Origin of the sequence: Halomonas sp. M20, from assembly GCF_020622265.1 — a bacterium.
GTDB lineage: Bacteria > Pseudomonadota > Gammaproteobacteria > Pseudomonadales > Halomonadaceae > Modicisalibacter.
In genome coordinates, this window is sequence record NZ_JACNMQ010000001.1 from 340762 (window position 1) to 367242 (window position 26481).

At 58.5% G+C, this 26481-nt stretch carries 22 protein-coding genes; 18 read left to right on the forward strand and 4 right to left on the reverse strand.

Going from position 1 to position 26481, the window contains the following annotated elements:
- Positions 1–178 precede the first annotated feature (178 nt).
- The 6 genes from H7850_RS01705 (at position 179) to mtgA (ending at position 7192) form a co-directional block, all read left to right on the forward strand.
- The gene (locus tag H7850_RS01705; RefSeq protein ID WP_227367662.1) at positions 179–1558 is read left to right on the forward strand and encodes an L-serine ammonia-lyase; all 1380 of its coding nucleotides are present in this window, start codon (positions 179–181) and stop codon (positions 1556–1558) included.
- A 183-nt stretch (positions 1559–1741) separates the two neighbouring features.
- Entirely contained in the window at positions 1742–2641 is a 900-nt protein-coding gene (locus H7850_RS01710) for a Crp/Fnr family transcriptional regulator (protein ID WP_319799255.1), read from the forward strand.
- A 194-nt stretch (positions 2642–2835) separates the two neighbouring features.
- Positions 2836–3945, forward strand: a complete 1110-nt coding sequence (locus H7850_RS01715; RefSeq protein ID WP_227367663.1) for an S-(hydroxymethyl)glutathione dehydrogenase/class III alcohol dehydrogenase — start codon at positions 2836–2838, stop codon at positions 3943–3945.
- Positions 3946–4119: 174 nt separating this feature from the next.
- Positions 4120–4974 carry an S-formylglutathione hydrolase gene (gene fghA / locus H7850_RS01720; RefSeq protein WP_227367664.1) on the forward strand — a complete coding sequence of 285 codons (855 nt, stop codon included), beginning with the start codon at positions 4120–4122 and terminating at the stop codon, positions 4972–4974.
- A gap of 281 nt (positions 4975–5255) precedes the next feature.
- A complete protein-coding gene (locus H7850_RS01725; RefSeq protein WP_227367665.1) occupies positions 5256–6389 on the forward strand; it encodes a GlxA family transcriptional regulator in 1134 nt (377 codons plus the stop codon).
- 98 nt (positions 6390–6487) lie between these two features.
- Positions 6488–7192, forward strand: a complete 705-nt coding sequence (gene mtgA, locus H7850_RS01730) for a monofunctional biosynthetic peptidoglycan transglycosylase (protein WP_227367666.1) — start codon at positions 6488–6490, stop codon at positions 7190–7192.
- Between the two features lie 59 nt (positions 7193–7251).
- Here mtgA and H7850_RS01735 read toward each other — a convergent pair whose 3' ends face one another.
- The 4 genes from H7850_RS01735 to H7850_RS01750 all read right to left on the reverse strand — a co-directional run bounded on the left by H7850_RS01735 (position 7252) and on the right by H7850_RS01750 (position 10585).
- Complete coding sequence (locus tag H7850_RS01735) at positions 7252–8040, reverse strand: EAL domain-containing protein (protein ID WP_227367667.1); 789 nt, start codon at positions 8038–8040, stop codon at positions 7252–7254.
- Positions 8041–8145: 105 nt separating this feature from the next.
- Positions 8146–9021 (reverse strand): DMT family transporter, encoded by an 876-nt coding sequence (locus H7850_RS01740; protein WP_227368522.1) that lies wholly within the window; start codon positions 9019–9021, stop codon positions 8146–8148.
- A 77-nt stretch (positions 9022–9098) separates the two neighbouring features.
- Positions 9099–9578 carry a DUF4174 domain-containing protein gene (locus H7850_RS01745; RefSeq protein WP_227367668.1) on the reverse strand — a complete coding sequence of 160 codons (480 nt, stop codon included), beginning with the start codon at positions 9576–9578 and terminating at the stop codon, positions 9099–9101.
- An 83-nt stretch (positions 9579–9661) separates the two neighbouring features.
- The gene (locus tag H7850_RS01750; protein WP_227367669.1) at positions 9662–10585 is read right to left on the reverse strand and encodes a lipid A deacylase LpxR family protein; all 924 of its coding nucleotides are present in this window, start codon (positions 10583–10585) and stop codon (positions 9662–9664) included.
- A gap of 19 nt (positions 10586–10604) precedes the next feature.
- Here H7850_RS01750 and H7850_RS01755 point away from each other — a divergent pair, with 19 nt between their 5' ends.
- The 12 genes from H7850_RS01755 (at position 10605) to H7850_RS01810 (ending at position 26475) form a co-directional block, all read left to right on the forward strand.
- A complete protein-coding gene (locus tag H7850_RS01755; RefSeq protein WP_227367670.1) occupies positions 10605–10817 on the forward strand; it encodes a hypothetical protein in 213 nt (70 codons plus the stop codon).
- Positions 10818–10902: 85 nt separating this feature from the next.
- On the forward strand, positions 10903–11817 hold the full coding sequence (locus tag H7850_RS01760) for a MurR/RpiR family transcriptional regulator (RefSeq protein ID WP_227367671.1): 915 nt from the start codon (positions 10903–10905) through the stop codon (positions 11815–11817).
- Positions 11818–11856: 39 nt separating this feature from the next.
- Positions 11857–13182, forward strand: a complete 1326-nt coding sequence (locus H7850_RS01765) for a pyridoxal phosphate-dependent aminotransferase (RefSeq protein WP_227367672.1) — start codon at positions 11857–11859, stop codon at positions 13180–13182.
- Positions 13183–13337: 155 nt separating this feature from the next.
- Entirely contained in the window at positions 13338–13736 is a 399-nt protein-coding gene (locus H7850_RS01770) for a DUF4168 domain-containing protein (RefSeq protein WP_227367673.1), read from the forward strand.
- Between the two features lie 252 nt (positions 13737–13988).
- Positions 13989–15719 carry an NADH-ubiquinone oxidoreductase-F iron-sulfur binding region domain-containing protein gene (locus H7850_RS01775; RefSeq protein WP_227367674.1) on the forward strand — a complete coding sequence of 577 codons (1731 nt, stop codon included), beginning with the start codon at positions 13989–13991 and terminating at the stop codon, positions 15717–15719.
- A gap of 12 nt (positions 15720–15731) precedes the next feature.
- A complete protein-coding gene (gene fdhF / locus H7850_RS01780) occupies positions 15732–18581 on the forward strand; it encodes a formate dehydrogenase subunit alpha (protein ID WP_227367675.1) in 2850 nt (949 codons plus the stop codon).
- A gap of 137 nt (positions 18582–18718) precedes the next feature.
- A complete protein-coding gene (locus H7850_RS01785) occupies positions 18719–19033 on the forward strand; it encodes a hypothetical protein (protein WP_227367676.1) in 315 nt (104 codons plus the stop codon).
- Between the two features lie 234 nt (positions 19034–19267).
- Positions 19268–20374 (forward strand): hybrid-cluster NAD(P)-dependent oxidoreductase, encoded by a 1107-nt coding sequence (locus tag H7850_RS01790; RefSeq protein ID WP_227367677.1) that lies wholly within the window; start codon positions 19268–19270, stop codon positions 20372–20374.
- Positions 20375–20659: 285 nt separating this feature from the next.
- A complete protein-coding gene (locus H7850_RS01795) occupies positions 20660–21637 on the forward strand; it encodes a dipeptidase (RefSeq protein ID WP_227367678.1) in 978 nt (325 codons plus the stop codon).
- A gap of 181 nt (positions 21638–21818) precedes the next feature.
- Positions 21819–22367: a DUF5943 domain-containing protein gene (locus H7850_RS01800; RefSeq protein WP_227367679.1), complete on the forward strand. Its 549-nt coding sequence runs from the start codon at positions 21819–21821 to the stop codon at positions 22365–22367.
- A 12-nt stretch (positions 22368–22379) separates the two neighbouring features.
- Positions 22380–24452 (forward strand): dimethylglycine demethylation protein DgcA, encoded by a 2073-nt coding sequence (gene dgcA / locus H7850_RS01805; RefSeq protein ID WP_227367680.1) that lies wholly within the window; start codon positions 22380–22382, stop codon positions 24450–24452.
- Between the two features lie 13 nt (positions 24453–24465).
- Positions 24466–26475 (forward strand): (Fe-S)-binding protein, encoded by a 2010-nt coding sequence (locus H7850_RS01810; RefSeq protein WP_227367681.1) that lies wholly within the window; start codon positions 24466–24468, stop codon positions 26473–26475.
- Positions 26476–26481 lie beyond the last annotated feature (6 nt).

Sequence of the window (26481 nt, forward strand, 5' to 3'; positions counted from 1 at the left end):
ATCCAATGTTTTCACTATAGTTATACTAAACTGTAGGTCAGTTATTTTCGATTGCCTAGATACAATGAACTGGGCAGGCTAGGGTCAGATTCCACAATTAGCCGAGTTGCCTCAATCAGCCTGTTGTCGCAGGTTCGGTTTGTGAAGCGCACCGGCACAAAAAGGTGAGGAAAGTACCATGGCTATCAGCGTATTCGATCTTTTCAAAATCGGCATTGGCCCTTCCAGCTCGCATACCGTGGGGCCGATGCGGGCAGCCTGCGACTTCGTCGAGGAGCTACGCGAACGGGATATGCTCGAGCGAGTGGCCCGCGTCGAGGTGCAGCTTTATGGCTCGTTGTCCGCTACGGGCATTGGGCATGGTACCGATCGTGCCATTGTCATGGGCTTGATGGGCGAGCGCCCGGACGCCATCGATCCCGCCATCATCAACCCTTGCATCGAAGAGCTGCTCGAGGCTCAGACCCTAATGCTTGACGGTCGGCTGGCGGTGGCATTCGTCTGGGCGCGAGACATGCAGCTACTCGAAGAGAACCTGCCTCATCATCCCAACGCCATGCGTTTGATCGCCCATGGTCATAACGAGGAGCTTTATCGCAATACCTACTATTCCGTAGGTGGCGGCTTCGTCATCAACGAGGAGCAGGCTCAGGCAGGCGAGCTGGACACGGACTCGACGGTCTTGCCTTACAATTTCAATAATGCAGAAGAACTGCTGGGCATGTGTCGCAAGCACGACATGCGTATCAGCGAGATCATGCTGGAAAATGAAAAAGTCTGGCGAGGTGAGGAGGAGGTTCGTAGCGAGTTGTGGCGGATATGGGAAGCCATGCGCGCTTGTGTCGATCATGGTGTGCAACAAGAGGGTGTTCTGCCGGGCGGTCTCAACGTCAGGCGCCGCGCCAAGCAGCTTCACCAGCGACTGCAGACCGTCGAAGAGAGCCCGAGCCTGATCACCTCTACCTTTTCGGCCATGGATTGGGTCAACGTTTTTGCCCTGGCGGTCAATGAAGAGAACGCGGCGGGCGATCGCATGGTTACTGCTCCCACTAATGGCGCAGCCGGCATCATTCCAGCCGTACTGCACTACTACATGAAATTTCAGCCCGGCGCCTGCGAGCGAGACGTGGTCGAGTTCCTGTTGGCCGCAGGGGCTGTGGGCGTTCTGTGCAAGAAGAACGCCTCGATTTCCGGTGCCGAAGTGGGCTGTCAGGGCGAGGTGGGTTCCGCCTGTGCCATGGCGGCGGCAGGGCTCGCCGAGGTCATGGGAGGCACGCCGGGGCAGGTCGAGAACGCTGCGGAGATCGGGCTCGAGCACAATCTCGGGTTGACCTGTGACCCGGTGGGTGGACTGGTTCAAGTTCCCTGCATCGAGCGCAATGCCATGGCCTCGATGAAAGCAATCAATGCCGCGCAAATGGCACTGCGGGGCGATGGCGAGCATTTCATTTCCCTGGACAAGGTCATTCGGACCATGCGCGATACCGGCCGTGACATGCAGGATAAGTACAAGGAAACCTCTCGCGGAGGACTGGCAGTCAACACTATCGAGTGCTGATGAGTATCATGACTGGTAAGCTTCATTTGGCGCCATTCTCTAAGCGCCAACATCGTTGAGTAAAAGGCGCTTTCATGAGCGCCTTTTTAATACTTTGGATTCATTTTTGACACTGGTGATACGATGTTGTCGGATAGGAGTAGAATGAGGGGTAAAGGCTTGTTGAATTACCGTTGAACGGTCTTGGAAGTAACATGGGTTGTTTGGCCGTTTAGTCAGGTGATTCAAAATGCCTTGATAATTCAAGCGTTAGGGCTAAGATCCTTTATTGCCAATCAGGACGAGGAAAGTTTTGTCGTGGAAAAGGAAGACAGCTGCATCATTCGTCTTTTCAGCAGTTACTGCGCTTTGTCCGAAGAGGACAGGCGTTTGCTGCACAGGCTTGAGGAGAGCCCAATCGAAACACGGGCGGGACAAGTGCTTTGGAAAGAGTGCGACAAGGCGTCGGAATTCTGCACGATCAGCAAAGGCTGGGCCTACTCTTTTCGTAATATGGATGATGGCAGTCGCCAGATTCTCGAATTATTCCTGCCCGGCGATATAATTGGCATGCGGGAATTTGCCTTTTCTCAGCGGCTCACTGGACTCGCAATGATCGACGACGGCATGGTCTGCCATTTCCCTCATCGTCATCTGGTCGATCTTTTCAGCACGTCGACTACCTTGACGGCTGTGCTGTTTGCCATTGTCAGTCGTCATCAGGCGTTGTTGACTGAGCGCCTGGTCAATCTGGCTCGGCGATCGGCTCAGCAACGTCTGGCGCACTTTATTTACGAAATCTATGAGCGTTTGAATCAAACTGGTTCATTCAATGGCGGCCATTTTCGTTTGCCTCTTTCTCAAGAACAGATAGGCGATGCGCTGGGGTTGAGCTCTGTCCACGTCAGTCGTACCTTCACCAGCTTTCGTAAACAACAGTTGGTGTTGCGCGAACGGCATAGAGTGTATCTGCCAAACCCCCAGGCATTGGCGGAGGTGGCTGATTTTGATAACCGATATCTTAATGACAGCCTGAAAGCGATACTTGGTGAAAATGGGAAACTAGAGCGTCAAAGCGAGTCCAGTAACGCTGCCACCAAGTAAGCCGGAATGACTCGGAGCATTACTAGTTCTCTACGAGTCGTTACTCCTGCCCAACCCTGCATCAAGCAATTGCCAGGTTGTTCGAGTCACATTGCCCATAATTTATTTTCGCCTACACTAGAGAACGATTCGGAATGCCCGAAAGTTATCCGAATCCATTTGACGTTCGTTCAATTCGTCCATTAGGAGTTGCCATGAAATCCCGTGCCGCCATTGCCCTGGAAGCCGGCAAGCCCTTGGAGCTTGCTGAAATCGATGTTGAAGGCCCCAAAGCGGGTGAGGTGCTGGTACGCATTGTCGCCACCAGTGTATGCCATACTGATGCCTACACCCTATCCGGTAGCGATCCGGAAGGGTTGTTTCCTTCGGTGCTTGGTCATGAAGGCGCCGGAGTCGTGCAGGAAGTCGGTGAGGGCGTGACTAGTGTGCAACCTGGGGACCATGTGATTCCGCTCTATACCGCGGAGTGCGGCAAGTGTAAATTCTGCCTTTCGGGCAAGACCAACCTGTGTAGCGCGGTGCGTGCGACTCAAGGTCAGGGTTTGATGCCGGACGGCACTACGCGCTTCTCCTTCGAGGGCAAGAAGCTGCACCATTACATGGGCTGTTCGACCTTCTCCGAATATACCGTGGTGCCTGAAGTCTCCCTGGCCAAGGTCTCCAAGGAAGCGCCCATGGACAAGATCTGTCTGCTGGGTTGCGGGGTGACCACCGGTATCGGCGCAGTTCGCAATACCGCCAAGGTAGAGCCGGGCTCCACGGTGGCCGTGTTCGGTCTCGGTGCCATCGGTCTGGCGGTCATTCAGGGCGCGCAGATTGCCAAGGCCGACCGTATCATTGCCATCGATGTCAATCCGGATAAGTTCGAGTTGGCTCGCCAGTTCGGGGCTACCGAGTTCGTCAATCCCAAGGACTACAGCGACCCCATTCAGCAAGTGCTCATCGATATGACCGATGGCGGCGTGGATTACTCCTTCGAGTGTATCGGCAACGTCAACGTCATGCGCTCGGCCCTGGAATGCTGTCACAAGGGTTGGGGTGAGTCGATCATCATCGGCGTGGCCGGCGCCGGCGAGGAGATATGCACGCGTCCGTTCCAGCTGGTTACCGGTCGGGTCTGGAAAGGCTCCGCCTTCGGCGGCGTAAAGGGCCGCAGCGAACTGCCGGGCTACGTCGAGGACTACATGAACGGCAAGGTCAAGATCGACGAGTTCATTACTCAAAACATGGCCTTTGAGCAGATCAATGAAGCCTTTGATCTGCTGCACCAGGGCAAGAGCATTCGCAGCGTGCTGCACTATTGATAGGCGCCCGAAGCCGCGCCGCTGATAGGCGTCCGAATTGCGTCGCTGCTAATAGGCGTCCGAAGCTGCACCGCTGCTAATCGGTGTCCGTAACTGCAACGTTGATAAATCTCGTCGCGACGCTGCCCACCGTGGTGCAGTTGAACGGCGAGTATTTCGATAAAGGAGTCGTTCATGAGCATGTCGGAAACCCTGGAGCAAGTGTCCGCTAATAAGTGTTTCGGTGGTTGGCTCAAGCGCTACAAGCATCACGCTCGCGCGCTTGATTGCGAAATGACCTTCTCGATCTATCTACCGCCCCAGGCAGAGCAAGGCAAGGTGCCCTTGCTATGGTGGCTCTCGGGTTTGACCTGCACCGACGAGAACTTCATGCAGAAAGCGGGAGCCCAGCGCGTAGCTGCGGAGCTTGGCATGGCGATCGTGTGTCCGGATACCAGCCCGCGAGGTCTGGATCTGCCTGGCGAGCACGATAGCTACGATTTTGGCTCCGGGGCCGGTTTCTATGTCAATGCGACCCAGGAGCCATGGTCGAAGCACTATCGCATGTACGATTACGTCAACGACGAGCTACCCTCGGTGGTGCGCCAGCATTTCCCGGTCAACGGCCGTGAATCCATCAGCGGACACTCCATGGGCGGCCATGGCGCGCTAATAATGGCGCTACGTCAGCCGGGACGCTATGCCTCGGTGTCGGCGTTCTCTCCGGTGGTCAATCCTAGCGAAGTGCCTTGGGGGCAAAAAGCTTTCAGCAATTATCTGGGTGACGATCGCGGCAAATGGACCCAGTACGACGCTTGCGAACTGGTCGCCAAAGGTGCTTCTCGGCAGCCGCTGTTCATCGATCAAGGCGAGGATGACAACTTTCTCGAAGAGCAGTTGAAACCCGAGCACCTGGAAGCTGCCTGCGAGAAACGGGATCACCCCCTGACCTTGCGGCGGCAGCCGGGTTACGATCACAGCTACTACTTCATCGCGACCTTCATCGAAGAGCATCTGCGCTATCATGCCAAGCATCTCAAGATAGCCTGATATCAATCGACGCAACCTATTCACACGTAATACGACGCTTCTGCTTTCAGGAGCGTCGTTTTTTATGGTGCTCTCGGTTTGAAAACGTCGCTCATGTACTCATTTGCGACACGGTGGCTGCAAAACCCCTGCATTCTTGTGGAAAAGATAAAATTTCGATAGCGGAAAACGGCATGGCTTTTATAGTGAACAGTGAGGTCGATATAACACCCTAGCAGCATCCAATCACAATGAGACCCTCATCTAACAGGTAGAGGGCGATATCTCCAGGAGAGAGGCTTATGACAACGTTTACCATGGCGAAGACGGTCCCCCCGGCTCCCAAGTCAGCTATTTCTCAGACACTTGGCTTCTTGCTACTGGACAACTTCACCTTGATCTCGCTGGCATCGGCCATCGAACCATTGCGCATGGCCAATCAGCTTGCGGGTCGGGAGATTTATCGCTGGTATACTCTGAGCCAGGATGGCGCGCCGGTACGGGCAAGCGACGGTCTGCAGATAACCCCAGATGCCTCTCTTGCCATTCCACTCTCCCTGGACTGGGTGGTGGTATGCGGTGGTGTGGGAGCCAACCGTTATATCTCGCGTGAGCACATCAGTTGGCTGCAGTCCCAGAGTCGTCAATTACGCCGCATGGGTGCAGTATGCACCGGTAGCTGGGCGCTGGCGCGTGCCGGTCTGCTCGATGGCTTCGAGGCAAGCGTTCACTGGGAATGTCTAGCCGCCATGCGGGAGGCGTTTCCACGTATCGTGCTTTCCGCTCGGCTCTTTTCCATTGATCGCAACCGCTTCACCGCCTCGGGCGGGACCGCGCCACTGGACATGATGCTCACCCTGATCGGACGTGACCATGGCCATGATCTTTCTGCGGCGATTTCAGAGATGTTCATCTATGAGCGCGTTCGCAACGAGCAGGATCAACAGCGCATGCCACTCAAGCACATGCTCGGCACCACTCAGCCCAAACTGCTCGAGATCGTTGCATTGATGGAAGCCAATCTCGAAGAGCCCATTAGCTTCGATGAGTTGGCCCGCTTTGTAGGGGTTTCTCGTCGTCAACTGGAGCGGCTTTTTCAAAAGTATCTGCACTGCTCGCCGTCACGCTACTACCTGCGACTAAGGCTTACCCGTGCAAGACAATTGTTGAAGCAAACGCCCATGCCGATCATCGAAGTGGCGTCGGCCTGTGGCTTCGTCTCCACACCGCATTTCTCGAAATGCTATCGGGAGTTCTTTGGTGTGCCGCCGCGCCAAGAGCGCCTGGCGACGCGCTTGGATAGGGACCCCAGTGCCGATCACGTGGCACTGGAAGCGCTATCGAACATAACAAGCCAGGAACCTATTTCGAGAGCGGTAGCGGCACTCGTCAATGCTCGGGAAGAGTCGACCTATGCCAGCGTGCGGCTTAGGTAAGTAGAGATTAGAGCTACTAACAGACTTTTAATGTTACCTTTCCGCCGAGAGAGGCAGGATTGTTATACTGGGTCTTCTTATAAATATAGAGAAAGAGTATGACCCAGGACTGGCCGCGTCGGTTGTTGCGCTATTTATTGATTGCCATCGTGGGGTTTGTCGCCCTATCCATACTGCTGGTGATGATATTTCGAGTGGTTCCGGTATTCGGCTCCATGGTCATGGTCGAACGCAAGGTGCAATCCTGGGTATCAGGAGAAACCTTGAACATTCGCCAGGATTGGACTTCCTGGAACGACTTGTCCGAACACGCAAAACTTGCCGTGATCGCGGCGGAAGACCAGAAGTTTCCCGCTCATCATGGTTTCGATCTAGGCCAGTTACGTAAGGCCGTGACCGCCTGGCGATCCGGCAATGGCCTGCGCGGTGCCAGCACCATAAGTCAGCAGACCGCCAAGAATCTGTTTCTGTGGACCGGACGTAACTGGCTGCGCAAGGGGTTGGAGGCGTGGTTTACCGTGCTCATAGAGCTACTGTGGCCTAAGGAACGCATCCTCGAGGTCTATCTCAACATCGCTGAGTGGGATAGCGGCGTGTTCGGTCTGGAAGCCGCTGCGCATCACTATTTCGGTGTTTCCGGTGCGAATTTGAGCGCATCACAGGCGAGTCATCTGGCCGCTATCCTGCCCAACCCCAGGGAGTGGAGCGCGTCCAACCCCTCTCCCTACATCCAGCAGCGAAGTCAGTGGATTCGTAGGCAAATGCGTCAGCTAGGCGGCATCCGCTATCTTGAACGGCTGTAGGCATTACCCATTGTTGGCGCGCGGATGGCAGCTTCATTGGACAGGTGAGTGTTCATAGCCTACGAGGGTACGTTCACGGCCTCGCGCAATCTTAACAAGGTGTCATCGAGGTCGGCGAATAGGGCATTTAGAGCGGGGCGGGCATGATAGAACCCTTGCTGACGGGTAAGGCCCTGGCGTGCCAGCCAGAGAGCTTCTTCCCGTGTTTCCACTCCTTCGGCGATCACGTCGATCTTCAGTTCCTGAGCCATCAGCGCGATGGACTTGATGAGGATCTGACGCCGCCTGTCTTGATCGCAATTTCTGATCAGCTCACGATCGATCTTCAGTTTGTCGGGATACAGGTCGGTGAGTAAATCGAGGTTGGCATAGCCGGCGCCGAAATCATCGATGGCGGTAGTAAACCCCATGTTGCGATAGGTGTCGATGATGTTACGCAGATGTTGGTGATCGCTGATCCGCTCGGTTTCGGTGATCTCGAAAATCAGGCGCTCGGTGGGCCAGCCGATCTGAGCCGAGATATCAAGGGTTGCCTGAATACATGCATAAGGATCGTGAACAGCGTTGGGCAAGAAGTTGATCGATAGCGCTTCCTGTATGCCCAGGGCGCTGGCCAGTTCAATGGCGCGTACTCGGCATGCCTGATCGAAGCGATACAGCAACTCGGGAGTGACCTGAGACAGAATGCTATCGGCGGATTCTCCCCCAGGGCCTCGCACCAGCGCTTCATAGGCTACGATGCCTGCCTGCTGTATATCGACAATGGGCTGAAACGCCATGGTGAAGTCAAAGGGCAGGACGTCATCGCAGCGGCTGCAGCGCATCTTGACTTGGGCACAGTGGGGCATGAACGTTCTCTTTGAGCCTTTACCGATAGGGGCTTGATGTTCTAACCGCTCTCTATTGGCGGTGGCAATTCAGCATGCTGAAGGTTATTTCTACAGAAATAATAGTCAACGAGGCGAGCGATTGCCACGCACCACCAGACCGACCCCGGTAATGGCAATTGCCATGCCGATCATCGCCACCGGCCCCAGGGTCTCGTCGAACAGCCACCAGGCTTCCAGCGCGGTCAGTGGCGGTACCAGGTAGAAAAGGCTCGCCACCCGGGAAGCGGCGCCGCGTCTAATCAAGGCCATCAGCAGTAAAATTGCGGCAATCGAGAGTCCCAGCACCAGCCAGGCCAGCGTTGCCACGAAAACGGGTGTCCAGGTAACGTCACGGGTCTCGAACAACAACGCACCGGTACCGAAGAGGGCACCGGCGGCCAAGTACTGGGCAATGCTGCCGCCCAGTAGTGGCATACCGGTACAAAAGCGCTTCTGATACAGGGTGCCGGCAGAAATGCCCAGCAGCGCGGTTAACACACAGCCCAGCGCCCCCAGACCGAAACCTTCGAAAAGCCCGGTTTCTTCCGGGGAGAGCTTGCCACTGAGAACGAGGGTGATGCCGACCAGGCCCAGCAATAGCCCGAGCCACTGCCAGAAAGAGAGACGCTCGTCCAATAGAGGCAGCGCCAGTGCAGCGGTAAGCAGTGGCTGAAGGCCGACCAATAGCGATGCCAATCCCGCCGGCAGACCAAGATAGATGGCGTAAAACACGCCACCCAGATAGGCGCCATGAACCAGCAGTCCTGTCACCGCCGCATGTCCCCATAGCGTCAGCGATGAGGGCCATGGGGCTCTGAGCAGTCCCAGCAGCGGTATGATGATGAGCAGTGTCAGGACACAGCGGATGAACAGGAAGGTGAAGGGTTCGGCGTAAGGCAGGCCAAACTTGGCACCGATGAAGCCGGTACTCCATAACAGCACGAAGACTCCGGGCATCATCGCCAGCCACGGGTGTTGTTCTCGTTCGGATCTTGTCGAAGCGGAGGGCGAGCCAGTGCGAGCGCGGGACAAACTCATCAACGACTCTCCCGGGGCGTTGCCCGGCGCTGCTCGGATTGCCGTATGGGCATTCTGTCGATGATATCGAATACCTGGCGCGGGTCGACGAAGCCTTCGAGCTGCATCTTCTTGCCCCCATCGTACCCGACCAGGATTACTTTCATCGGCCCTTGCGGATCTATCTCCAGGGCCTCGAGCAGCGCCTCGGTCTCGAATCGCGTCATTGGTCGCCCGGTGCGATGCCCGATACCATCCTCGACGCTGTAGAGCACCATGTGCCGATCGTCGAACTCCTCCCGGTGGTGCTGCAATTGCTCGCGCATTTGAACGTAGTCATCGTTGTCGATGCTCGGCGTGACCAGAATCAGCGGGCGGAACTTGCCGCGATCGGTGATCAGTGGGTTGGCCGGGTTATCGGCAGCGAAGGCGATGGGCATGGTGAGGCTCCAGGCGATCAAGCAGACCCGGGAGAGGAGTGCAGCTATGGAATGGGACATGGCACGACTTCCTACAGCTGTAATGATCTTCCAAGCACAACAGATTGCTCGACAAAGCGCCAGACCATAGCCAGGTGAACCGTTTAAAGCCAGGTCGAAAGCGTCACCGAGCCAAATTGATCCGCTTCATCCTGGGATTCGAACTCACGGGTACGCCAGACATTGGTCAGTGCGATTTGGAAGCGATCCCAGCTGAGCACTACGCCGGCGGTCAGATCGCCTACCCATTCACGCCGATCCACGTCATGGCTACTCTCGAAGGTATTGCCGTCCAGCAACAAGTTGTGTGCCATATAGCGGCCTTCCGTCCCGACAAAGCCATACCAGCCGAAACCGGCGTCCGGTATAAAACCCTGGCGCCCGCCCTGGGCCGGTGCCACAGCGGGAATGCCGAAACTTTTTTCAAGCCCTCGGCCGAAGCGCAGCGCCCCGCCGGCGCCCAGATAATCGTAAAGGTTGCCTACATTCATCGAGGCGCTTGGACCATACTCCCACTCCAGACCCCCAAAACGAGAAAGCCACCACCAGGACTTGCTCACGCCCAGATTAATGATTGGCTCATTTTCCAGCTGGTGACTCCAACCCTCGGGTTCCTCGCTATCTGTCACCTTGTGTACCGCTTTCTGAATGGACTTGCCCCCGGCGGCAGGCCCTACCCATCCGATCTGCAGCTGTAGATCCGTAGTCTCCCGCCAGTCCTCGTGCTGTTCATCGTCGAATAGCGAAAGCCCTCCCAGTAGCAAGCCGGCATAAGGACGATCGTCTTCGATCAGGCGCTCACGGCCAATGTCGGTCGGAGTATAGATCTGATGAATGAAGTGATAACCCACAGCGTCGAGACCACTTGCCGACCACCCTGGAAGCCAATCCGCCAGCGTTCGGGACCAGTGGGCAGTGCCCGGTAGCGTGATACGTGTCAGCTCCAGGCCGTTGGTGTAGTGGCCATCTTCCTCAATGCTGGAGAGTGCATCGTTTTCCACCTTGATGGAATAAAGATCCGCGCTCATGGCGAGGGGAGCGCAAAGCATGCTTGCAAGGAGCAGGCATGAACGTGGAAATCCAGAACATGAAATCAGAGAAGCGGTAAAAGGTCGCATGCAACTTCCTTGTAACGATGACAGCAACATACATGAGTGTATGTTTTGGCGCAATTTAGCAAAAGGTAAAGGTAAAAACTATTTGAAGATGAATAAAACGTTTGAAAAATTTCTAGATAGAGCTCAGTCTATCGCGATATGAAAATATATTTTTATTTTTGCAAAATAATTTGCAAGCAGTTGTCAAAGATGACTACACTTGAACGACGTTCGTTCATGAGGTCGCCATGTCCAGTACGATGTTCACCCAGCCTCCAGCCAGCATCGCCGAACTACAGATGCTGGCCGAGCGCAGTCGCCAGGGGGAAAGCAACATCCCTCGCTTGTCGATCAAGACCCTCACCTTGCTTGAGGCGCTGTTGGCAGCACCGGAGGAGGCAGGGCTATCGAGTATTTCCCAGCTTGGCGCGCGCCATGGGGTGAATCCCTCCAGCCTGACGCGGCTAGCTCGAGCCTTGGGTTTTTCTGGGTTCAAGGCGTTTCAGGCGCCTTTTCGAGAGAGTCTGACCAGCGGTGCGTTCTATTCGACCCGGGCGGAGCGTCTGCTGGATTTCGGTGAAACGCCACAGTCGCTACCGCCAGCAAGCCAGGATCATGGATTGTGGCAACAGGAAATGACCAACCTTTCCGCCACGGTGGCGGGTCTCGATAGCACTCTGCTTGAGCAGGTAACGAAGGCCATCATCATGGCCAGGCGGCTACATGTAGTCGGCTTACGGGCCAGTTTTAGCGCGGCTCACTACCTATCCTACTACCTGGATTATCTACGCGAGGACGTGCAGTTGATCTCGCCTTTGGCGGGCGTCGGCATCGAGCAGGCACTGCAGCTGGATGAGCACGATCTGGTAATCGGTATTGCCTTTCGTCCCGAAACCCGTGCCAGCCTCGATTACTGTCGATTGGCGGTGGAGCAGGGGGCCAACCTGGTGGGATTGACCAACCACCCTGGCTCGCAATTGGCGACCTTGACCGATCGCTGTCTCATTGCTTCGGCGGAAGGGCCGTTCTTCTTCAACCCTATGAGCAGTCTTTTTTTACTGGTGGAGCTGGTGTTGTCGCGAGTTGCCCGGGAACTGGGCAGTGAAGCGGTCGCCAGCATTCGCCAGCGCGAGGCGCTGATCGCACGCTTTGGCATCGAATGAAGCGATCGCGACCATTCAATATTTTCAAGGAGGCTCTTGATGACCAGTACTTCTTATTCATCCACCCGGTCGGACTCTTCGATATCGGGAACCCAGCCAACTGTCGCCGACCGCCTTGAAGACGGCTATGGCAGCGCCGAGGAAGCAACCCGATCCTCCGACACATTGCTGATCAACGAGCAGTCCCGCCTGCTCGAAGCCGGAGGACGACGCATCTTCAAATTCGGCTTCGGTCAATCGCCGTTCCCGGTGTTTGCTCCCGCCGTCCAGGCGCTTGCAGCGCATGCCGCCGAAAAGGCTTACTTGCCGGTACAAGGGTTGCCGGCGTTACGGGATCAAGTCGCCAGGTTTCATAGCGATACCGATCATACTTCTTGGGAGGCAGAGCGCGTCGTGGTCGGCCCCGGCAGCAAGCTATTGCTGTTTGCTCTGATGAAATCCCTGCCCGAGGCAGACATCCTGATCCCGGCGCCGTCCTGGGTCTCCTATGCACCTCAGGCGCGCATGGCCGGCCAGCGAGCCGTAAGGCTCGAGGCTACCTTCGAGACTCGCTGGCAGGTAACCCCGGAGCAGCTCGACGCGTACTGCGTCGAGAACCCGGAGCGGCTCAAACTGCTGATTCTCAATGCGCCGGGTAATCCCACCGGACTATCTCCGGATACGGATACGCAAAAGCGTCTGGCCAACGTGGCTCGCCGGCACGGCGTGCTGGTGCTTGCGGACGAGATTTACGGGCTGCTGCATCACCGTGGTCAGCATCGCGGCTTTGCCCTGGACTATCCGGAAGGCACCGTCACCACCAGCGGGCTTTCCAAGTGGTGCGGTGCCGGCGGCTGGCGGCTCGGCGTCATGCACGTTCCCTCTGAGCTGGGTACGGAGCTCTTTGCGCGAATACAGGGATTGGCCTCGGAGACCTGGTCGAGCGTTGCCAGCCCCGTGCAGCATGCCGCCATTGCCGCCTACACCCGCACATCGGAGCTTGACGCCTACGTCGAGCGTCAACGCGTCGTGTTGAGTGAGATAGGGCAGTGGTGTGCAGCACGCTTGAATGACGCGAATGTTCGTACTCATGCGCCTGACGGGGGATTTTATCTTTTCCCGGACCTCGAGGCTCACAGGGAGGCATTGGCCGCCCGCGGAATCACGACGAGCTCCGAGTTGACCGCGCGGCTGCTCGAGGACGCTGGCGTGGCCTTGCTGCCGGGCAGCGCCTTTGGCTGCGACCCAAGCCAGCTTACCGTACGGCTGGCCTATGTGGATTTCGATGGTGCCGCATTGATGAAAAGCGAGCAGGCAACTCTTGAACAGGCAACGACAACGACTCTCATTCAAGGAATAGACGCTATCGTGAAATGGCTCAACTAAGGCTGTTGCAGCTGAAATCCATATTGAACGTCTCTTTTTATAGACATTTGTAACTAACAGGAAAATTTTTACTCCCTTTTTTTTACACAGAAAAAGGAACCACTGCGCGATAGAATCATCAGACGTCAGACACATAACCGTAATGGAGTATCTACATGCATAAGATGACTGCCCTGTTCTCCGCCGCTCTGCTGACTGCAGGGATGATGGCCACGCCAGTAATGGCCCAAGATTCGTCAGCCCAGCAGCAAGACCCGGCAGCGCAACAGTCTCAGGCTACCGCCCAGGACTTCTCCGATGAGCAGCTTCAGCAGTTTGCTGATACCTCTGAAGAGATTGCCAAGATCTCCCAGGAATACACCCAGCGTCTGCAGGAAGCAGGCGAAGACCAAGCCAAGCAGCAGGACATTCGCATGGAGGCCAATGAAAAAATGGTTGGCGTCGTTGAAGATAGCGGCCTGGACGTGGAAACGTTCAATGCCATCGGTCAGGCGATCCAGCAGGATCCCGAGCTGATGAAGCGTGTTCAGCAGATGGCCCAGAATGGCCAGTAAGTAGTTCCGAATCGACGAGTATGAACGTCGAAGCAGGACGAAAGAGGTCGCCAGCATGGCGGCCTCTTTGTTTGTATTCCTTCAACTGAGTCATCAAGCAGGCTCCTTCGAGGCTAATGTACTCAAAGCGACACTTAAAGAACGCTGATCGGCATCGACGCGAAGATTTCGGGTTAGTACTGCCAATTGCATTGCCGATCTATCGAGGCAGTGCGAACATCGGCTGATTCCGACAAAAATGAGCTTCATGCCATGTCCGTCAATTCTATAACGCCGCCACGTCGTGGCACCCGAGGCAAGCCTCGCGGGCGTGATCTCGATCCTGCCGCCCTGGCTGAGATCGAGGCTTTGTTAGGTGATGTGCCAGATTCTGTCCGACAACGCCGCGATCTACTGATCGAGCATCTGCACGTTATTCAAGATCGCTATGGCCATCTGTCCCTGCGCCATCTGCGGGCGCTTTCCGCCTACATGAACCTGCCCATGGCGGCAGTCTACGAGACGGCGACCTTCTACGCCCATTTCGACGTGGTTCACGACGGCCAGACGCCGCCACCTGAGACCACGATTCGTGTCTGCGATTCATTGTCCTGCCAGTTGGCCGGGGCCGATTCCTTGCGCAAGGCGCTCGAGGCCGGGGCTAATGCCGGTGTCGTGCGTGTACTCCGCGCGCCCTGCATGGGGCGTTGCGAAACGGCGCCGGTGGTGGAGCTTTCCTCAAGGGGGCACCATTGGCATATGGGCCATGCCACGCTCGACGCCGTTGGAGACGCCTTGGTAGCCGAAGAGCTACCCGACGAGACTGTCGATTGGCAACGGCTCGACGCCTATTGCGCCGAAGGGGGGCACGCACTGCTGGCCGCCTGTCGCGCGGGGGAGATCAGCGCTGAACAGTTAATGCAGGTCATGGAACAGGCCGGGCTACGCGGCCTGGGCGGGGCGGGATTCGCCACCTTCAAGAAGTGGGGTTTCGTGCGCGCCGAGCCGAAACCGCGTTACTGCGCAATCAACGCCGACGAGGGCGAGCCGGGCACCTTCAAGGATCGCCACTACCTGGAGCGCTCGCCGCATCGGTTCCTCGAGGGAGCCCTTATCAGCGCCTGGGCGGTGGAAGCCGAGGCGCTCTATATCTATTTGCGCGACGAATACCCGGCCCTGCATCGCGTTCTAAAGGACGCCATCGGGGAGCTGGAAATAGCAGGGCTCGTCGAGCCGCGCTATATCGTTTTGCGTCGCGGTGCCGGGGCCTACATCTGCGGCGAAGAATCCGCAATGATCGAGTCCCTGGAGGGCAAGCCGGGCAAGCCGCGCCATCGTCCGCCCTTTGTCGCTCAAAAAGGGCTGTTCGATCGTCCGACCCTGGTCAACAACGTCGAGACGGTCTACTGGATTCCCATCATCTGGGAACGCGGCGCCGACTGGTTCGCAAGCAACGGTCGCCATGGCCGCAAGGGTCTGCGCAGCTTCTCGGTGTCGGGGCGGGTCAAGAACCCCGGCGTGCATCTGGCCCCGGCAGGCATCACCTTGAATGAGTTGGTAGAGGAGTACGCCGGCGGCATGGCCGAGGGTCACCGGCTGGCGGGCTACCTGCCTGGCGGCGCTTCCGGGGGCATACTGCCTGCCTCCAAGGCTGACATTCCACTGGATTTCGACACCCTGCAGGCCCACGATAGCTTTATCGGTTCCGCGGCGGTGATGGTGATTTCCGATCAGGACGATCTCCAGCTCGTTGCCACCAACCTGCTGGCCTTCTTCGCCGACGAATCCTGCGGCCAGTGCACGCCTTGTCGGGTAGGCACCGAGAAGATGCTGGCGCTGCTCGAGCGGGACGAGTGGAGCGTGGCGGAGCTTACCCGACTTTCTAAAGTGATGATGGATGCCTCCATCTGTGGCCTGGGCCAGGCCGCGCCCAATCCGGTGCTGGGCTTGCTGCGGGATTTCCGCGATGTTCTCGAAATGCAGAACATCATCGTCAAAGGGTAGGGGGAAGCGATCATGAATACCTGTATTTCTCCTGAGTCTTCGGTGGAGGCATTTGAGCTGACGCTGGATGGCCAATGCGTTACCGCTTTACCTGGCGAGACACTGTGGCAGGTCGCCAAACGGACCGGCGAGACGATTCCACATCTGTGCTTCAAGGATAGCCATGGCTACCGCGCCGATGGCAACTGCCGCGTCTGCATGGTGGAGATTGAAGGCGAGCGGGCCTTGGCTGCCAGCTGCATTCGCGAGGCCAAACCCGGTATGGTGGTGAAAAGCGCCACCTCCGAGCGCTCTCGGGTTGCTAGGGAAGGGGTGATGGAGCTGTTGATCGCTGATCAGCCGGCCCGCGAGGACAGTCCGGATCGTTCCAGCCATTTTTGGGCCATGGCGGATCAACTGGCCATCGACGCCACCGCGGTCAAGGCCTGGTTACCGGCGTGCAATCCGGTGGAGGAAGCCTTCGTTGATGAGGCCCGTGCCAAGGAAGGAAGCGAACCGCAACGCTCGAATCATGATAAATCTCACAGCGCGATGAACGTCAATCTCGATGCCTGCATCGAATGCAACCTGTGCGTGCGCGCCTGTCGCGAAGTGCAGGTCAACGATGTCATCGGTCTGGCTCATCGTGGGGCATCCTCAAAAATTGTCTTCGACTTCGACGACCCGATGGGGGAGAGCACCTGCGTGGCCTGCGGCGAATGCGTCCAGGCGTGCCCGACCGGGGCCTTGATGCCGGCCACGCTGATCGACGCCCAGGGGCTGGGTGATTCCAAGGTTGCCGACAAGACGGTGGACTCCGTCTGCCCTTACTGCGGCGTGGGTTGCCAACTGACCTATCACATCAAGGACGACGAGATCCTGCATGTCTCCGGCCGTGATGGGCCGTCGAATCACAACCGGCTATGCGTGAAGGGCCGCTTCGGCTTCGACTACCCGCGCCACCCCTCACGGCTGACGGTGCCGCTGATTCGCCTTCCCGATGCGCCCAAGGGCCTCGACCCGGACTTCGATCCGGCCGACCCGAGCACGCATTTTCGCGAGGCGAGCTGGGAGGAGGCGCTGGAACTGGCCGCCGGCGGGTTGGTGAATCTCAAGGAGGCCCACGGACCGGATGCCCTGGCGGGTTTCGGCAGCGCCAAGTGCTCCAACGAGGAGGCCTGGCTGTTCCAGAAGCTGGTGCGCACCGGTTTTGGCTCCAACCACGTCGATCACTGCACGCGGTTGTGTCACGCCAGTTCCGTGGCGGCGCTGATGGAGTGCATCGGCTCCGGTGCGGTGACGGCGTCGTTCATGCAGGCAAGCCAAGCCGATGTGGTCATCCTCACCGGTTGCAATCCGACGGTAAACCATCCGGTGGCGGCGACCTTCTTCAAGCAGGCTGCCAAGCACGGTACCAAGATAATCATCATCGACCCACGCGGCCAGGCGCTCGGTGCTTATGCTCACAAGACGCTGCGCTTCACGCCGGGGTCAGATGTGGCACTGTTCAACGCCATGCTCAACGTCATCGTCACGGAAGAGCTGTTTGATTCGAGCTATATCAATGAGCATACCGAGGGCTTCGAAGCGCTCAAGACACATGTCGTCGACATGACCCCCGAGGCGATGAGCGGACTGTGCGGCATTCCCGCCGAGGAGATTCGCGAAGTGGCGCGGCTTTACGCCAAAGCCGAGCGGGCGATGATCTTCTGGGGTATGGGCATTTCCCAACATACCCACGGTACCGACAACGCTCGCTGCTTGATCTCGCTGGCCCTGGCCTGCGGCCAGACCGGCCGTTCGGGCACCGGGTTGCATCCGCTGCGTGGCCAGAACAACGTCCAGGGCGCCTCGGATGCGGGGATGATCCCCATGGTGCTGCCGGATTACCAGCCGGTCACCGATGCCCAGGTACGCTCTGCTTTCGAGGAGCTGTGGAACACGCCTCTCGAGGCCAAGCCCGGGCTCACCGTGGTAGAGATCATGGATGCCATCGCTGCCGGCACCATCAGGGGCATGTACATCCTCGGCGAGAATCCGGCGATGTCCGACCCGGACCTGGATCACGCCCGGGCGGCGCTGGCCAAGCTCGAGCATCTGGTGGTGCAGGATCTGTTCGCCACCGAAACGGCTCAATTCGCCGATGTCATCCTGCCGGCTTCCGCTTGGCCAGAGAAGGATGGCACCGTGACCAACACCAACCGCCAGGTGCAGATGGGCCGTCAGGCCATGCCGTTGCCCGGCGAGGCAAGGCCGGATTGGTGGATCATTCAGCAGATCGCCCTGCGCTTCGGGCTGCCATGGGACTACGAGCACCCACGCGATGTATTCGCCGAGATGACCCAGGGCATGCCGTCCCTCGACAACATCAGTTGGGAGCGCGTGGCGCGTGAAGAGTCGGTGACCTATCCGTGTCCGGCAGAAGATGCGCCAGGGGCCGATATCGTGTTCTCCGATGCCTTCCCCACACCGAGCGGTCGCGCCAAGTTCTCTCCCACCCGGCCATTGCCGCCGGACGAGCCCCTGGACGATGTCTACCCGACGGTGCTGACCACAGGACGCCAGCTCGAGCACTGGCATACCGGTTCGATGACCCGCCGCGCCACGGTACTCGATGCCCTGGAGCCGGAAGCGGTAGCGAGTCTCGCTCCAGGTGAGTTGGCGCGCCTGGGGCTCTCGCCGGGAGAGCAGCTGGTCATTACCACCCGGCGCGGACAGATCAGTCTGATCGCCCGGGTCGATCCATTGATGCCGGAAGGCATGGTGTTCGTGCCGTTCTGCTACGCCGAGGCGGCGGCGAACCTGCTGACCAACCCGGCACTCGATCCTTACGCCAAGATCCCTGAATTCAAGTATGCGGCCTGTCGCTTATCCCCCAGCTGAAACTAGGAATAAGGGGTAGAAGCCAGAATGATAAAGCGAAATGCACAAACAGGATGCAAAGAACCGCAGGCAGTGAACCCCCTTGAAAAAGGGGGTGTCTACCCGCGAGTCCATTACCAACAAGGAGACTCGTCACGATGGCTAAGATACGGCTCAAGGAACTGGGAATACTGGGGATCGCCCTCGGGCTGACCATGGAAGCCCCGGCGTTCGCGGAGGATGCGCAAAGTGACGCCGACGCATCCGACCAGCATTCCACGACAACGATGCAGGATAGCAGTGCCCGGGAGGCGGCCAGACAAGGGGATATACGCAAACAGGACGAGCCCAAGGAAGATACCGAAGGCGGCATGGTCAAGGAGGACAACGCCGGTTTTGGCTCTGGCGGTGAAGCCATGCCGGGCACCGACTTACCCGAGCCGCCGGAGCAAGAGAAAGACAAGGAAGAGTAGTCATCGTATGCAAGGAAAGCGCCTGCTTCAGTTCAGCAGGCGCCATCGCTAGCCGCAGACCCTCCCAGACGCCAATGGGCTTGTCGCAGCTGGGCAGCGTATCGCCAATGCGAAATAGGGTTTCGATGAAACTGACGGATATGTCGATGTCGCTACCAGACAAGTCGTCTCGGTATGCTGCGATCATAATGCGCCCATAAATACGGCTAATGCGAGTATTGGGCGGGAGCCTTCATGACGATGAACTTCTTCAATCCGGTCACGACCCAGACCTGGACCAATGGCCGCCACCTAGTGCGCTGCGTCAAGGTGATTCATGAAACCGCCGATGTGCGCACTTTCTGCTTCATGGCAGAGCAGCCGGTGCTGTTCTTCTTCAAGCCGGGGCAATTCGTCACTCTGGAACTCGAGATCGGCGGCGAGCCGATCATGCGCTCCTATACCATATCCAGTTCGCCTTCGATTCCCTACAGTTTCTCGATCACCGTCAAGCGCATGCCCGGGGGCCGGGTATCCAACTGGTTGCACGATAGCCTCAATGTGGGCGACGAACTGGTGGTCCATGGGCCGGTGGGTAACTTCAACATCATGGACTTTCCCGCCGACAAGGTGCTGTTCCTCACCGGCGGGGTGGGCATCACGCCGGTGATGTCGATGACCCGCTGGCTCTTCGACACCAATGCCAACGTCGACGTCGATTTCATTCACAGCGCCCGTGCTCCGCGCGACGTCATCTATCATCGCGAACTGGTGCATATGTTCTCGCGGCTTCCCGAATTCAAGCTGCATGTCGTCTGTGAAAACAAGGATGACATCGGTGAGGCGTGGGCCGGTTACCGGGGCTATTTGACCCAGCCCATGCTGGAATTGATATCGCCGGACTATCTCGAGCGCGAGATCTTCTGCTGCGGGCCCACGCCCTACATGAATGCCGTCAAGGCGATTCTGCGCGAAACCGGCTTCGACATGGCGCACTATCATGAAGAGTCCTTCGCCGCCACACCCATCGATGTACAGGAAGACGTTCAGGAGCTGGCCGAACAGGCCGAAGTCGCCGCCGAGGAGATCGATTATGCTGGAATGCTCTCTATTGAATTCTTGGGCTCCGGCAAGAGCGTGCGCATTCAGCCTAGCGAGACGATCCATGCCGCCGCCGCCAAACTCGGCCTGCATATTCCCAAGGCCTGCGGCATGGGTATTTGTGGCACCTGTAGAGTGGAGCTAAAGTCCGGCGAGGTGGAGATGGACCATAACGGTGGCATTACCGACGAGGATGTCGAGGCGGGTTACATTCTCTCTTGCTGCAGCAAGCCCAAGTGTGACGTGGTGGTGGATTTCTAAGAAGAGAAAACGTAATGGAAGCATCGCGCGTCGATGCATAGCCTGTTTAGCAACGACGGCGTTCTTCGGAGCGCCGTTTTCTTTTTGGTGCCATACATGTCTCCCGGCACCCATTTATTCACGACATGGAATTGTGGTACGGCAATCTCGCGTCAGCCCATGTCGCGAATTGGCAGTCATGACGTTTTTGGAATTTTCACTGTCGTTTCCAAGTGCTGAATGGCTGGTGGAAAGCGCTATTCTTGCCCGCAAGACGCTACTTCCCCCGCTGGCCTGGAGACGACCATGAACCCTGCCGAACTACACGACGACGCGATCGTCATCGATGGCTTGATCATCGCCAAGTGGAGCCGTGAACTACTCGAGGATATGCGTAAAGGCGGCCTGACCGCGGCCAACTGCACCGTCTCGGTATGGGAAGGTTTCCAGGCGACCGTCGACAATATCGTCAAGACTAATGTCTTGATGCACGAGTGTCGCGACCTGGTACGCCCGGTTCGTACCACCGCCGACATCACCCGTGCCAAGGAAGAGGGCAAGACCGGCATTATCTTCGGCTTTCAAAACGCCCATGCCTTCGAAGACCAGATCGGCTATGTGGAGATCTTCAAGCAGCTCGGCGTGGGTGTCGTGCAGATGTGCTACAACACCCAGAACCTGGTGGGCACCGGCTGTTATGAGCGTGACGGCGGCCTGTCCGGTTTCGGTCGCGAGATCGTCGGCGAAATGAATCGCGTCGGCATCATGTGCGATTTGTCCCACGTCGGCGCCAAGACCTCCGAGGAAGTCATTCTCGAGTCACAACAGCCGGTGTGCTACTCCCACTGCCTACCGTCGGGTCTCAAGGAGCACCCACGAAACAAGTCCGATGAAGAACTCAAGTTCATCGCCGACCAAGGCGGCTTCGTCGGCGTGACCATGTTCACGCCCTTCTTGCGGGCGGGGGTCGACGCGACCATCGATGACTATGTCGAGGCCATCGAGTATGTGATGAATATTGTCGGTGAAGACGCCATCGGCATCGGCACCGATTTCACTCAAGGCCATGGGCCCGACTTTTTCGAATGGCTGACCCACGACAAGGGCTACGCGCGGCGCCTGACCCGTTTCGGCAAGATCATCAATCCCGAGGGGATTCGCACCATCGGCGAGTTCCCCAACTTGACCGAGGCGCTGCTCAAGCGCGGCCTGAGCGAGACCCAGGTGCGTAAGATCATGGGCGAGAACTGGGTGCGCATTTTAAAAGAGGTATGGGGTTCTTAACTGACTTTCGGGCCTATTGCGCTTGCGGTTACTGCGTTGCGACGCCGTTCGAAATGCTCATGGACAACAGTCCACTCCGCTTTCTCGCTTCATCCGCGCCTTGTTCCCGCTGCGCTCATGACGGCCCGGGAATACTTACAAAATACAAGTGCCAAGAACAACGATCTCGAGGAATACGACCGTGACCAAGATGGCCCCCGAACTGCCCATAGAGGTGGACGCCGAGACCGGTGTCTGGACCACCGATGCGCTGCCCATGCTCTATGTGCCGCGCCATTTTTTCATCAACAACCATCTCGCCGTGGAAGAGGCCCTGGGCGTGGAGAAATACGCCGAGATCCTCTATCACGCCGGTTACAAGAGCGCCTGGCACTGGTGCGAGAAGGAAGCCGAGCTGCATGGTTTGAGTGATGTGGCACTGTTCGAACATTACATGGCGCGTCTCTCTCAGCGAGGCTGGGGCAAGTTCAACACCCAGGACATCGATCTCGGGGCCGGCACCTGTCGTGTGCATCTCGAGCACAGCGCCTTTGTGTACCAGATGGGCAAGGCGGGCTATCGGGTCGAGTATATGTTCACCGGTTGGTTCGCCGGCGCCATGGACCAGATTCTCGCTGCGCGAGGAAGCCAACTGCGCACCGTGGCCACGCAGACGCAAAGTGCCGCCGAAGAAGGCCGCGATCACGGCGTCTTCGTCGTCAAACCGCTTGCTCAACATCCGCAGGGCTGAGGACCGTTTCCCATGGCATTCGACGCACTTCTAGAGCCGATTCAGATCGGCAAGCAGACCATTCGCAACCGCGTGGTCAGCACCGCCCATGCTGAAGTTCACGCCACCGACGGCGGCATGACCACCGAGCGCTACGTCAAGTATTACGAGGAAAAGGCCAAGGGCGGATGCGGGTTGTCCATTTGTGGCGGGTCGTCGGTGGTTTCCATCGACAGTCCTCAGGCCTGGTGGAGCTCGGTGAATCTATCCACCGACCGGATCATCCCGCATTTTCAGAATCTGGCGGATGCCGTCCACAAGCACGGCGGCAAGATCATGATCCAGATTACCCACATGGGACGGCGTTCGCGCTGGGACGGCTACGATTGGCCGGTGCTGCTGTCACCCTCGGGCATCCGCGAGCCGGTGCACCGTTCGACCTGCAAGACCATCGAGGAAGAAGAGATCTGGCGCATCGTCGGCGATTTCGCTCAAGCCGCCCGCCGGGCAAAAGAGGGCGGACTCGATGGCGTCGAACTGTCCGCCGTGCATCAGCACTTGATAGACCAGTTCTGGAGCCCGCGGGTCAACAAGCGTACCGATCAATGGGGTGGCAGTTTCGAGAACCGCATGCGCTTCGGCATGGAAGTGCTCAAGGCGGTGTGCGCCGAGGTCGGCGACGACTTCGTGGTGGGCATGCGCATCTGTGGCGACGAGTTTCATCCGGATGGTTTGACGCATGAAGATATGAAGCAGATCGCTGCCTATTACGACGCCACCGGCCAGGTCGATTTCTTCGGCGTGATCGGCTCGGGCTGCGATACCCACAACAGTCTGGCCAACGTCATTCCCAATATGTCCTATCCGCCGGAGCCCTTCCTGCATCTGGCCGCAGGGATCAAGGAGGTGGTCAGCGTACCCGTGATTCACGCTCAGAATATCAAGGACCCCAACCAGGCCCAAAGGATTCTCGAGGGCGGTTATGTCGACATGGTCGGCATGACCCGCGCGCATATCGCCGACCCGCACCTGATCGCCAAGGTCAAGATGGGTCAGGTCGACCAGATCAAGCAGTGCGTGGGCGCCAACTACTGCATCGATCGTCAGTATCAAGGCCTCGATGTACTGTGCATCCAGAATGCCGCCACTTCCCGGGAGTACATGGGGCTGCCGCACATCATCGACAAGAGCGAGGGGGCCAAGCGCAAGGTGGTGGTGGTCGGCGGCGGTCCCGGCGGCATGGAGGCGGCGCGGGTGGCCGCCGAGCGTGGCCACGCCGTCACCTTGTTCGAGGCCGAGCAGCAACTGGGCGGCCAGATCACGCTGGCAGCGAAGGCGCCGCAGCGAGATCAGATCGCCGGCATCACTCGCTGGTATCAGCTGGAATTGACACGCCTCAAGGTTGACCTGCGCCTTGCCACCTGTGCCGATGAAGCGACCATTCAAGATTTACGTCCGGATATCGTGATACTGGCCACTGGCGGCCAGCCGTTCCTGTCGCAGGTTGCCGAGTGGGGCGCGGAGGAAGGCCTCATCGTCAGCAGCTGGGATATCCTCGGCGGCAAGGTCGAGCCGGGCAAGAACGTGCTGGTTTACGACACCATCTGTGAGTTCTCCGGGGTGTCGGTGGCGGATTACCTGGCCGACAAGGGCGCCAAGGTCGAGATCGTCACCGACGACGTCAAGCCCGGTGCCGCGGTGGGTGGCACGAATTTCCCCACCTTCTACCGTAGCCTCTACGAAAAGGAGGTGATCATGACCTCCGATCTGGCGCTGCATAAAGTCTATCGGGAGGGTGACTCCCTGGTGGCGGTGCTCGAAAACGAGTACACCGGCACCCAGGAAGAGCGCGTAACCGATCAGATCGTGGTCGAAAATGGCGTGCGTCCCGATGAGGCGTTGTATTACGCGCTCAAGGACCAGTCGCGCAACCACGGCCAGGTCGATCTCGAGGCACTGTACGCGATACGGCCGCAACCCTGTCTGGCGAGCCTCGATGAAGAGCAGGAAGACGGCTTCTTGCTGTTCCGCCTGGGGGATTGCACGGCACAGCGCAACATTCATGCTGCCATTTATGATGCGCTGCGCCTTTGCAAGGACTTCTAGGAGGGCCACCCAGATGCTCGATATCTTACTGCCGATCCTGATCTTCTCCGCGCTGGCGCTGGCGGCGATCGGCGCCCTGCGACGTATTCGGCTGTGGCGTCAGGGGCGCCCTTCGCCGGTGCCCATCGCCAAGGGTCTGGCCGCCATGCCGCGGCGTTATCTGGTCGATCTGCACCATGTGGTGGCTCGCGACAAGTACATCTCCAATACGCATGTGGCCACCGCCGGCGGTTTCGTGGCGGCAGCAGTGCTGATGATCCTGGTGCACGGTCTGGGCTTGGGCGCTTCACAAGGACTGGGGGGCGTGCTGGGTTGGTTGCTGCTGGCGGCGAGTGCCTGCATGTTCGTCGGTAGCCTGTTCGTCGCCAAGCGGCGGCGCAATCCGCCGCCACGGCTCTCCAAGGGGCCCTGGATGCGCCTGCCCAAGAGCTTGATGGCGTTTTCGCTGGGGGTGTTCGTGATCACCTTGCCCAGCGTCGGGGCATTGCCTGCCGATCTCGGCAGTTGGATAGTGGCGCTGGTGCTTGCCGGCGTCGTGGCCTGGGGCTTGGCCGAAATGGTGTTCGGCATGACCTGGGGCGGGCCGATGAAGCATGCCTTTGCCGGTGCGCTGCATCTGGCGTTTCACCGTCGCCCCGAGCGGTTTTCCACGCAAGAAGGCGGGCCGGGGCGCTCCACCGGCCTCAAGGCCTTGGACCTGGATGACGAGCGGGCGCCTCTGGGCGTGGAGACGCCCAAGGATTTCACCTGGAATCAGCTGCTGGGCTTCGATGCCTGCGTACAGTGCGGGCGCTGCGAAGCCGCGTGTCCAGCCTTCGCTGCCGGTCAGCCGCTCAATCCCAAGAAGCTGATCCAGGACATGGTGGTGGGCATGGTGGGTGGTAGCGATGGCCATTACGCCGGCTCCCCCTATCCAGCGCCGGAGGGTGGGTACAAGCCGATCGGCGAACATGGCGGCGACCCCCATGGGCCCATCGTGGCGCGCCAGGGCGTGGCGCTGGTCGATGCCGAGACCCTCTGGTCCTGTACCACCTGCCGTGCCTGTGTCGAGGAGTGCCCGATGATGATCGAGCACGTCGATGCCATCGTCGACATGCGCCGCTTCTTGACCCTGGAGCGCGGCAACACGCCCAATAAAGGCGGCGAAGTACTCGACAACCTGATCGCCACCGACAACCCCGGCGGCTTCGATCCCGGCTCGCGACTCAACTGGGCGGCGGATCAGAACCTGGCGCTGATGGCCGACAGGAAAGAGGCCGACGTATTGCTATGGCTGGGCGACGGCGCCTTCGACATGCGCAATCAGCGCACCCTGCGCGCGCTGGTCAAGGTATTGCGTGCCGCCGACGTCGACTTCGCGGTACTGGGCAATGAAGAGCGCGACAGCGGCGATGTGGCCCGGCGACTGGGCGACGAGGCCACGTTCCAGCGTCTCGCCAAGCGCAATATCGCCACGCTTTCCCAGTATCGCTTCAAGCACATAGTGACCTGCGACCCGCATAGTTTTCATGTATTGAAAAATGAATACGGTGCGCTCGGCGGCCACTATAGCGTCTTCCACCACAGCACCTACATCGCCGATCTGTTCGACGGTGGTCGTCTGCACCTGAAGACCTGGAAGGGCGGTAGGGTGACCTATCACGATCCCTGCTATCTGGGCCGCTACAACGGCGAATACGAAGCGCCTCGGCGAGTGCTCCAGGCGCTGGGTATCGAGGTCAAGGAGATGACGCGCTCGGGCTATCGTTCGCGTTGCTGCGGCGGCGGCGGCGGTGCGCCGATCACCGATGTGCCCGGCAAGCGGCGCATTCCCGACATGCGCATGGAAGACGTCAGCGAAACCGGGGCCGAGCTGGTCGCGGTGGGCTGCCCCCAGTGTACCGCCATGCTCGAAGGCGTGGTGGATGCCAGCGCCGAGGTACGCGATATCGCCGAGCTGGTGGCCGAGGGTCTGAACGAAGACCCCGATCCAGGCCGCGCGACGCGTCGTGCCCAACCCAGCGAGGAGGTAATGACGTTATGAAAAGCG

What these genes read in the sequence shown, in the direction of transcription:
- H7850_RS01795 (WP_227367678.1), top strand. Translation starts at nt 20,660, where the DNA reads ATGAACCCTGCCGAACTACACGACGACGCGATCGTCATCGATGGCTTG.
- H7850_RS01705 (WP_227367662.1), top strand. Translation starts at nt 179, where the DNA reads ATGGCTATCAGCGTATTCGATCTTTTCAAAATCGGCATTGGCCCTTCC.
- H7850_RS01810 (WP_227367681.1), top strand. Translation starts at nt 24,466, where the DNA reads ATGCTCGATATCTTACTGCCGATCCTGATCTTCTCCGCGCTGGCGCTG.
- H7850_RS01745 (WP_227367668.1), bottom strand. Translation starts at nt 9,578, where the DNA reads ATGTCCCATTCCATAGCTGCACTCCTCTCCCGGGTCTGCTTGATCGCC.
- H7850_RS01755 (WP_227367670.1), top strand. Translation starts at nt 10,605, where the DNA reads ATGCTTGCAAGGAGCAGGCATGAACGTGGAAATCCAGAACATGAAATC.
- H7850_RS01760 (WP_227367671.1), top strand. Translation starts at nt 10,903, where the DNA reads ATGTCCAGTACGATGTTCACCCAGCCTCCAGCCAGCATCGCCGAACTA.
- fdhF (WP_227367675.1), top strand. Translation starts at nt 15,732, where the DNA reads ATGAATACCTGTATTTCTCCTGAGTCTTCGGTGGAGGCATTTGAGCTG.
- H7850_RS01775 (WP_227367674.1), top strand. Translation starts at nt 13,989, where the DNA reads ATGTCCGTCAATTCTATAACGCCGCCACGTCGTGGCACCCGAGGCAAG.
- mtgA (WP_227367666.1), top strand. Translation starts at nt 6,488, where the DNA reads ATGACCCAGGACTGGCCGCGTCGGTTGTTGCGCTATTTATTGATTGCC.
- H7850_RS01785 (WP_227367676.1), top strand. Translation starts at nt 18,719, where the DNA reads ATGGCTAAGATACGGCTCAAGGAACTGGGAATACTGGGGATCGCCCTC.
- fghA (WP_227367664.1), top strand. Translation starts at nt 4,120, where the DNA reads ATGAGCATGTCGGAAACCCTGGAGCAAGTGTCCGCTAATAAGTGTTTC.
- H7850_RS01770 (WP_227367673.1), top strand. Translation starts at nt 13,338, where the DNA reads ATGCATAAGATGACTGCCCTGTTCTCCGCCGCTCTGCTGACTGCAGGG.
- dgcA (WP_227367680.1), top strand. Translation starts at nt 22,380, where the DNA reads ATGGCATTCGACGCACTTCTAGAGCCGATTCAGATCGGCAAGCAGACC.
- H7850_RS01725 (WP_227367665.1), top strand. Translation starts at nt 5,256, where the DNA reads ATGACAACGTTTACCATGGCGAAGACGGTCCCCCCGGCTCCCAAGTCA.
- H7850_RS01765 (WP_227367672.1), top strand. Translation starts at nt 11,857, where the DNA reads ATGACCAGTACTTCTTATTCATCCACCCGGTCGGACTCTTCGATATCG.
- H7850_RS01715 (WP_227367663.1), top strand. Translation starts at nt 2,836, where the DNA reads ATGAAATCCCGTGCCGCCATTGCCCTGGAAGCCGGCAAGCCCTTGGAG.
- H7850_RS01735 (WP_227367667.1), bottom strand. Translation starts at nt 8,040, where the DNA reads ATGCCCCACTGTGCCCAAGTCAAGATGCGCTGCAGCCGCTGCGATGAC.
- H7850_RS01750 (WP_227367669.1), bottom strand. Translation starts at nt 10,585, where the DNA reads ATGAGCGCGGATCTTTATTCCATCAAGGTGGAAAACGATGCACTCTCC.
- H7850_RS01790 (WP_227367677.1), top strand. Translation starts at nt 19,268, where the DNA reads ATGACGATGAACTTCTTCAATCCGGTCACGACCCAGACCTGGACCAAT.
- H7850_RS01740 (WP_227368522.1), bottom strand. Translation starts at nt 9,021, where the DNA reads ATGATGCCCGGAGTCTTCGTGCTGTTATGGAGTACCGGCTTCATCGGT.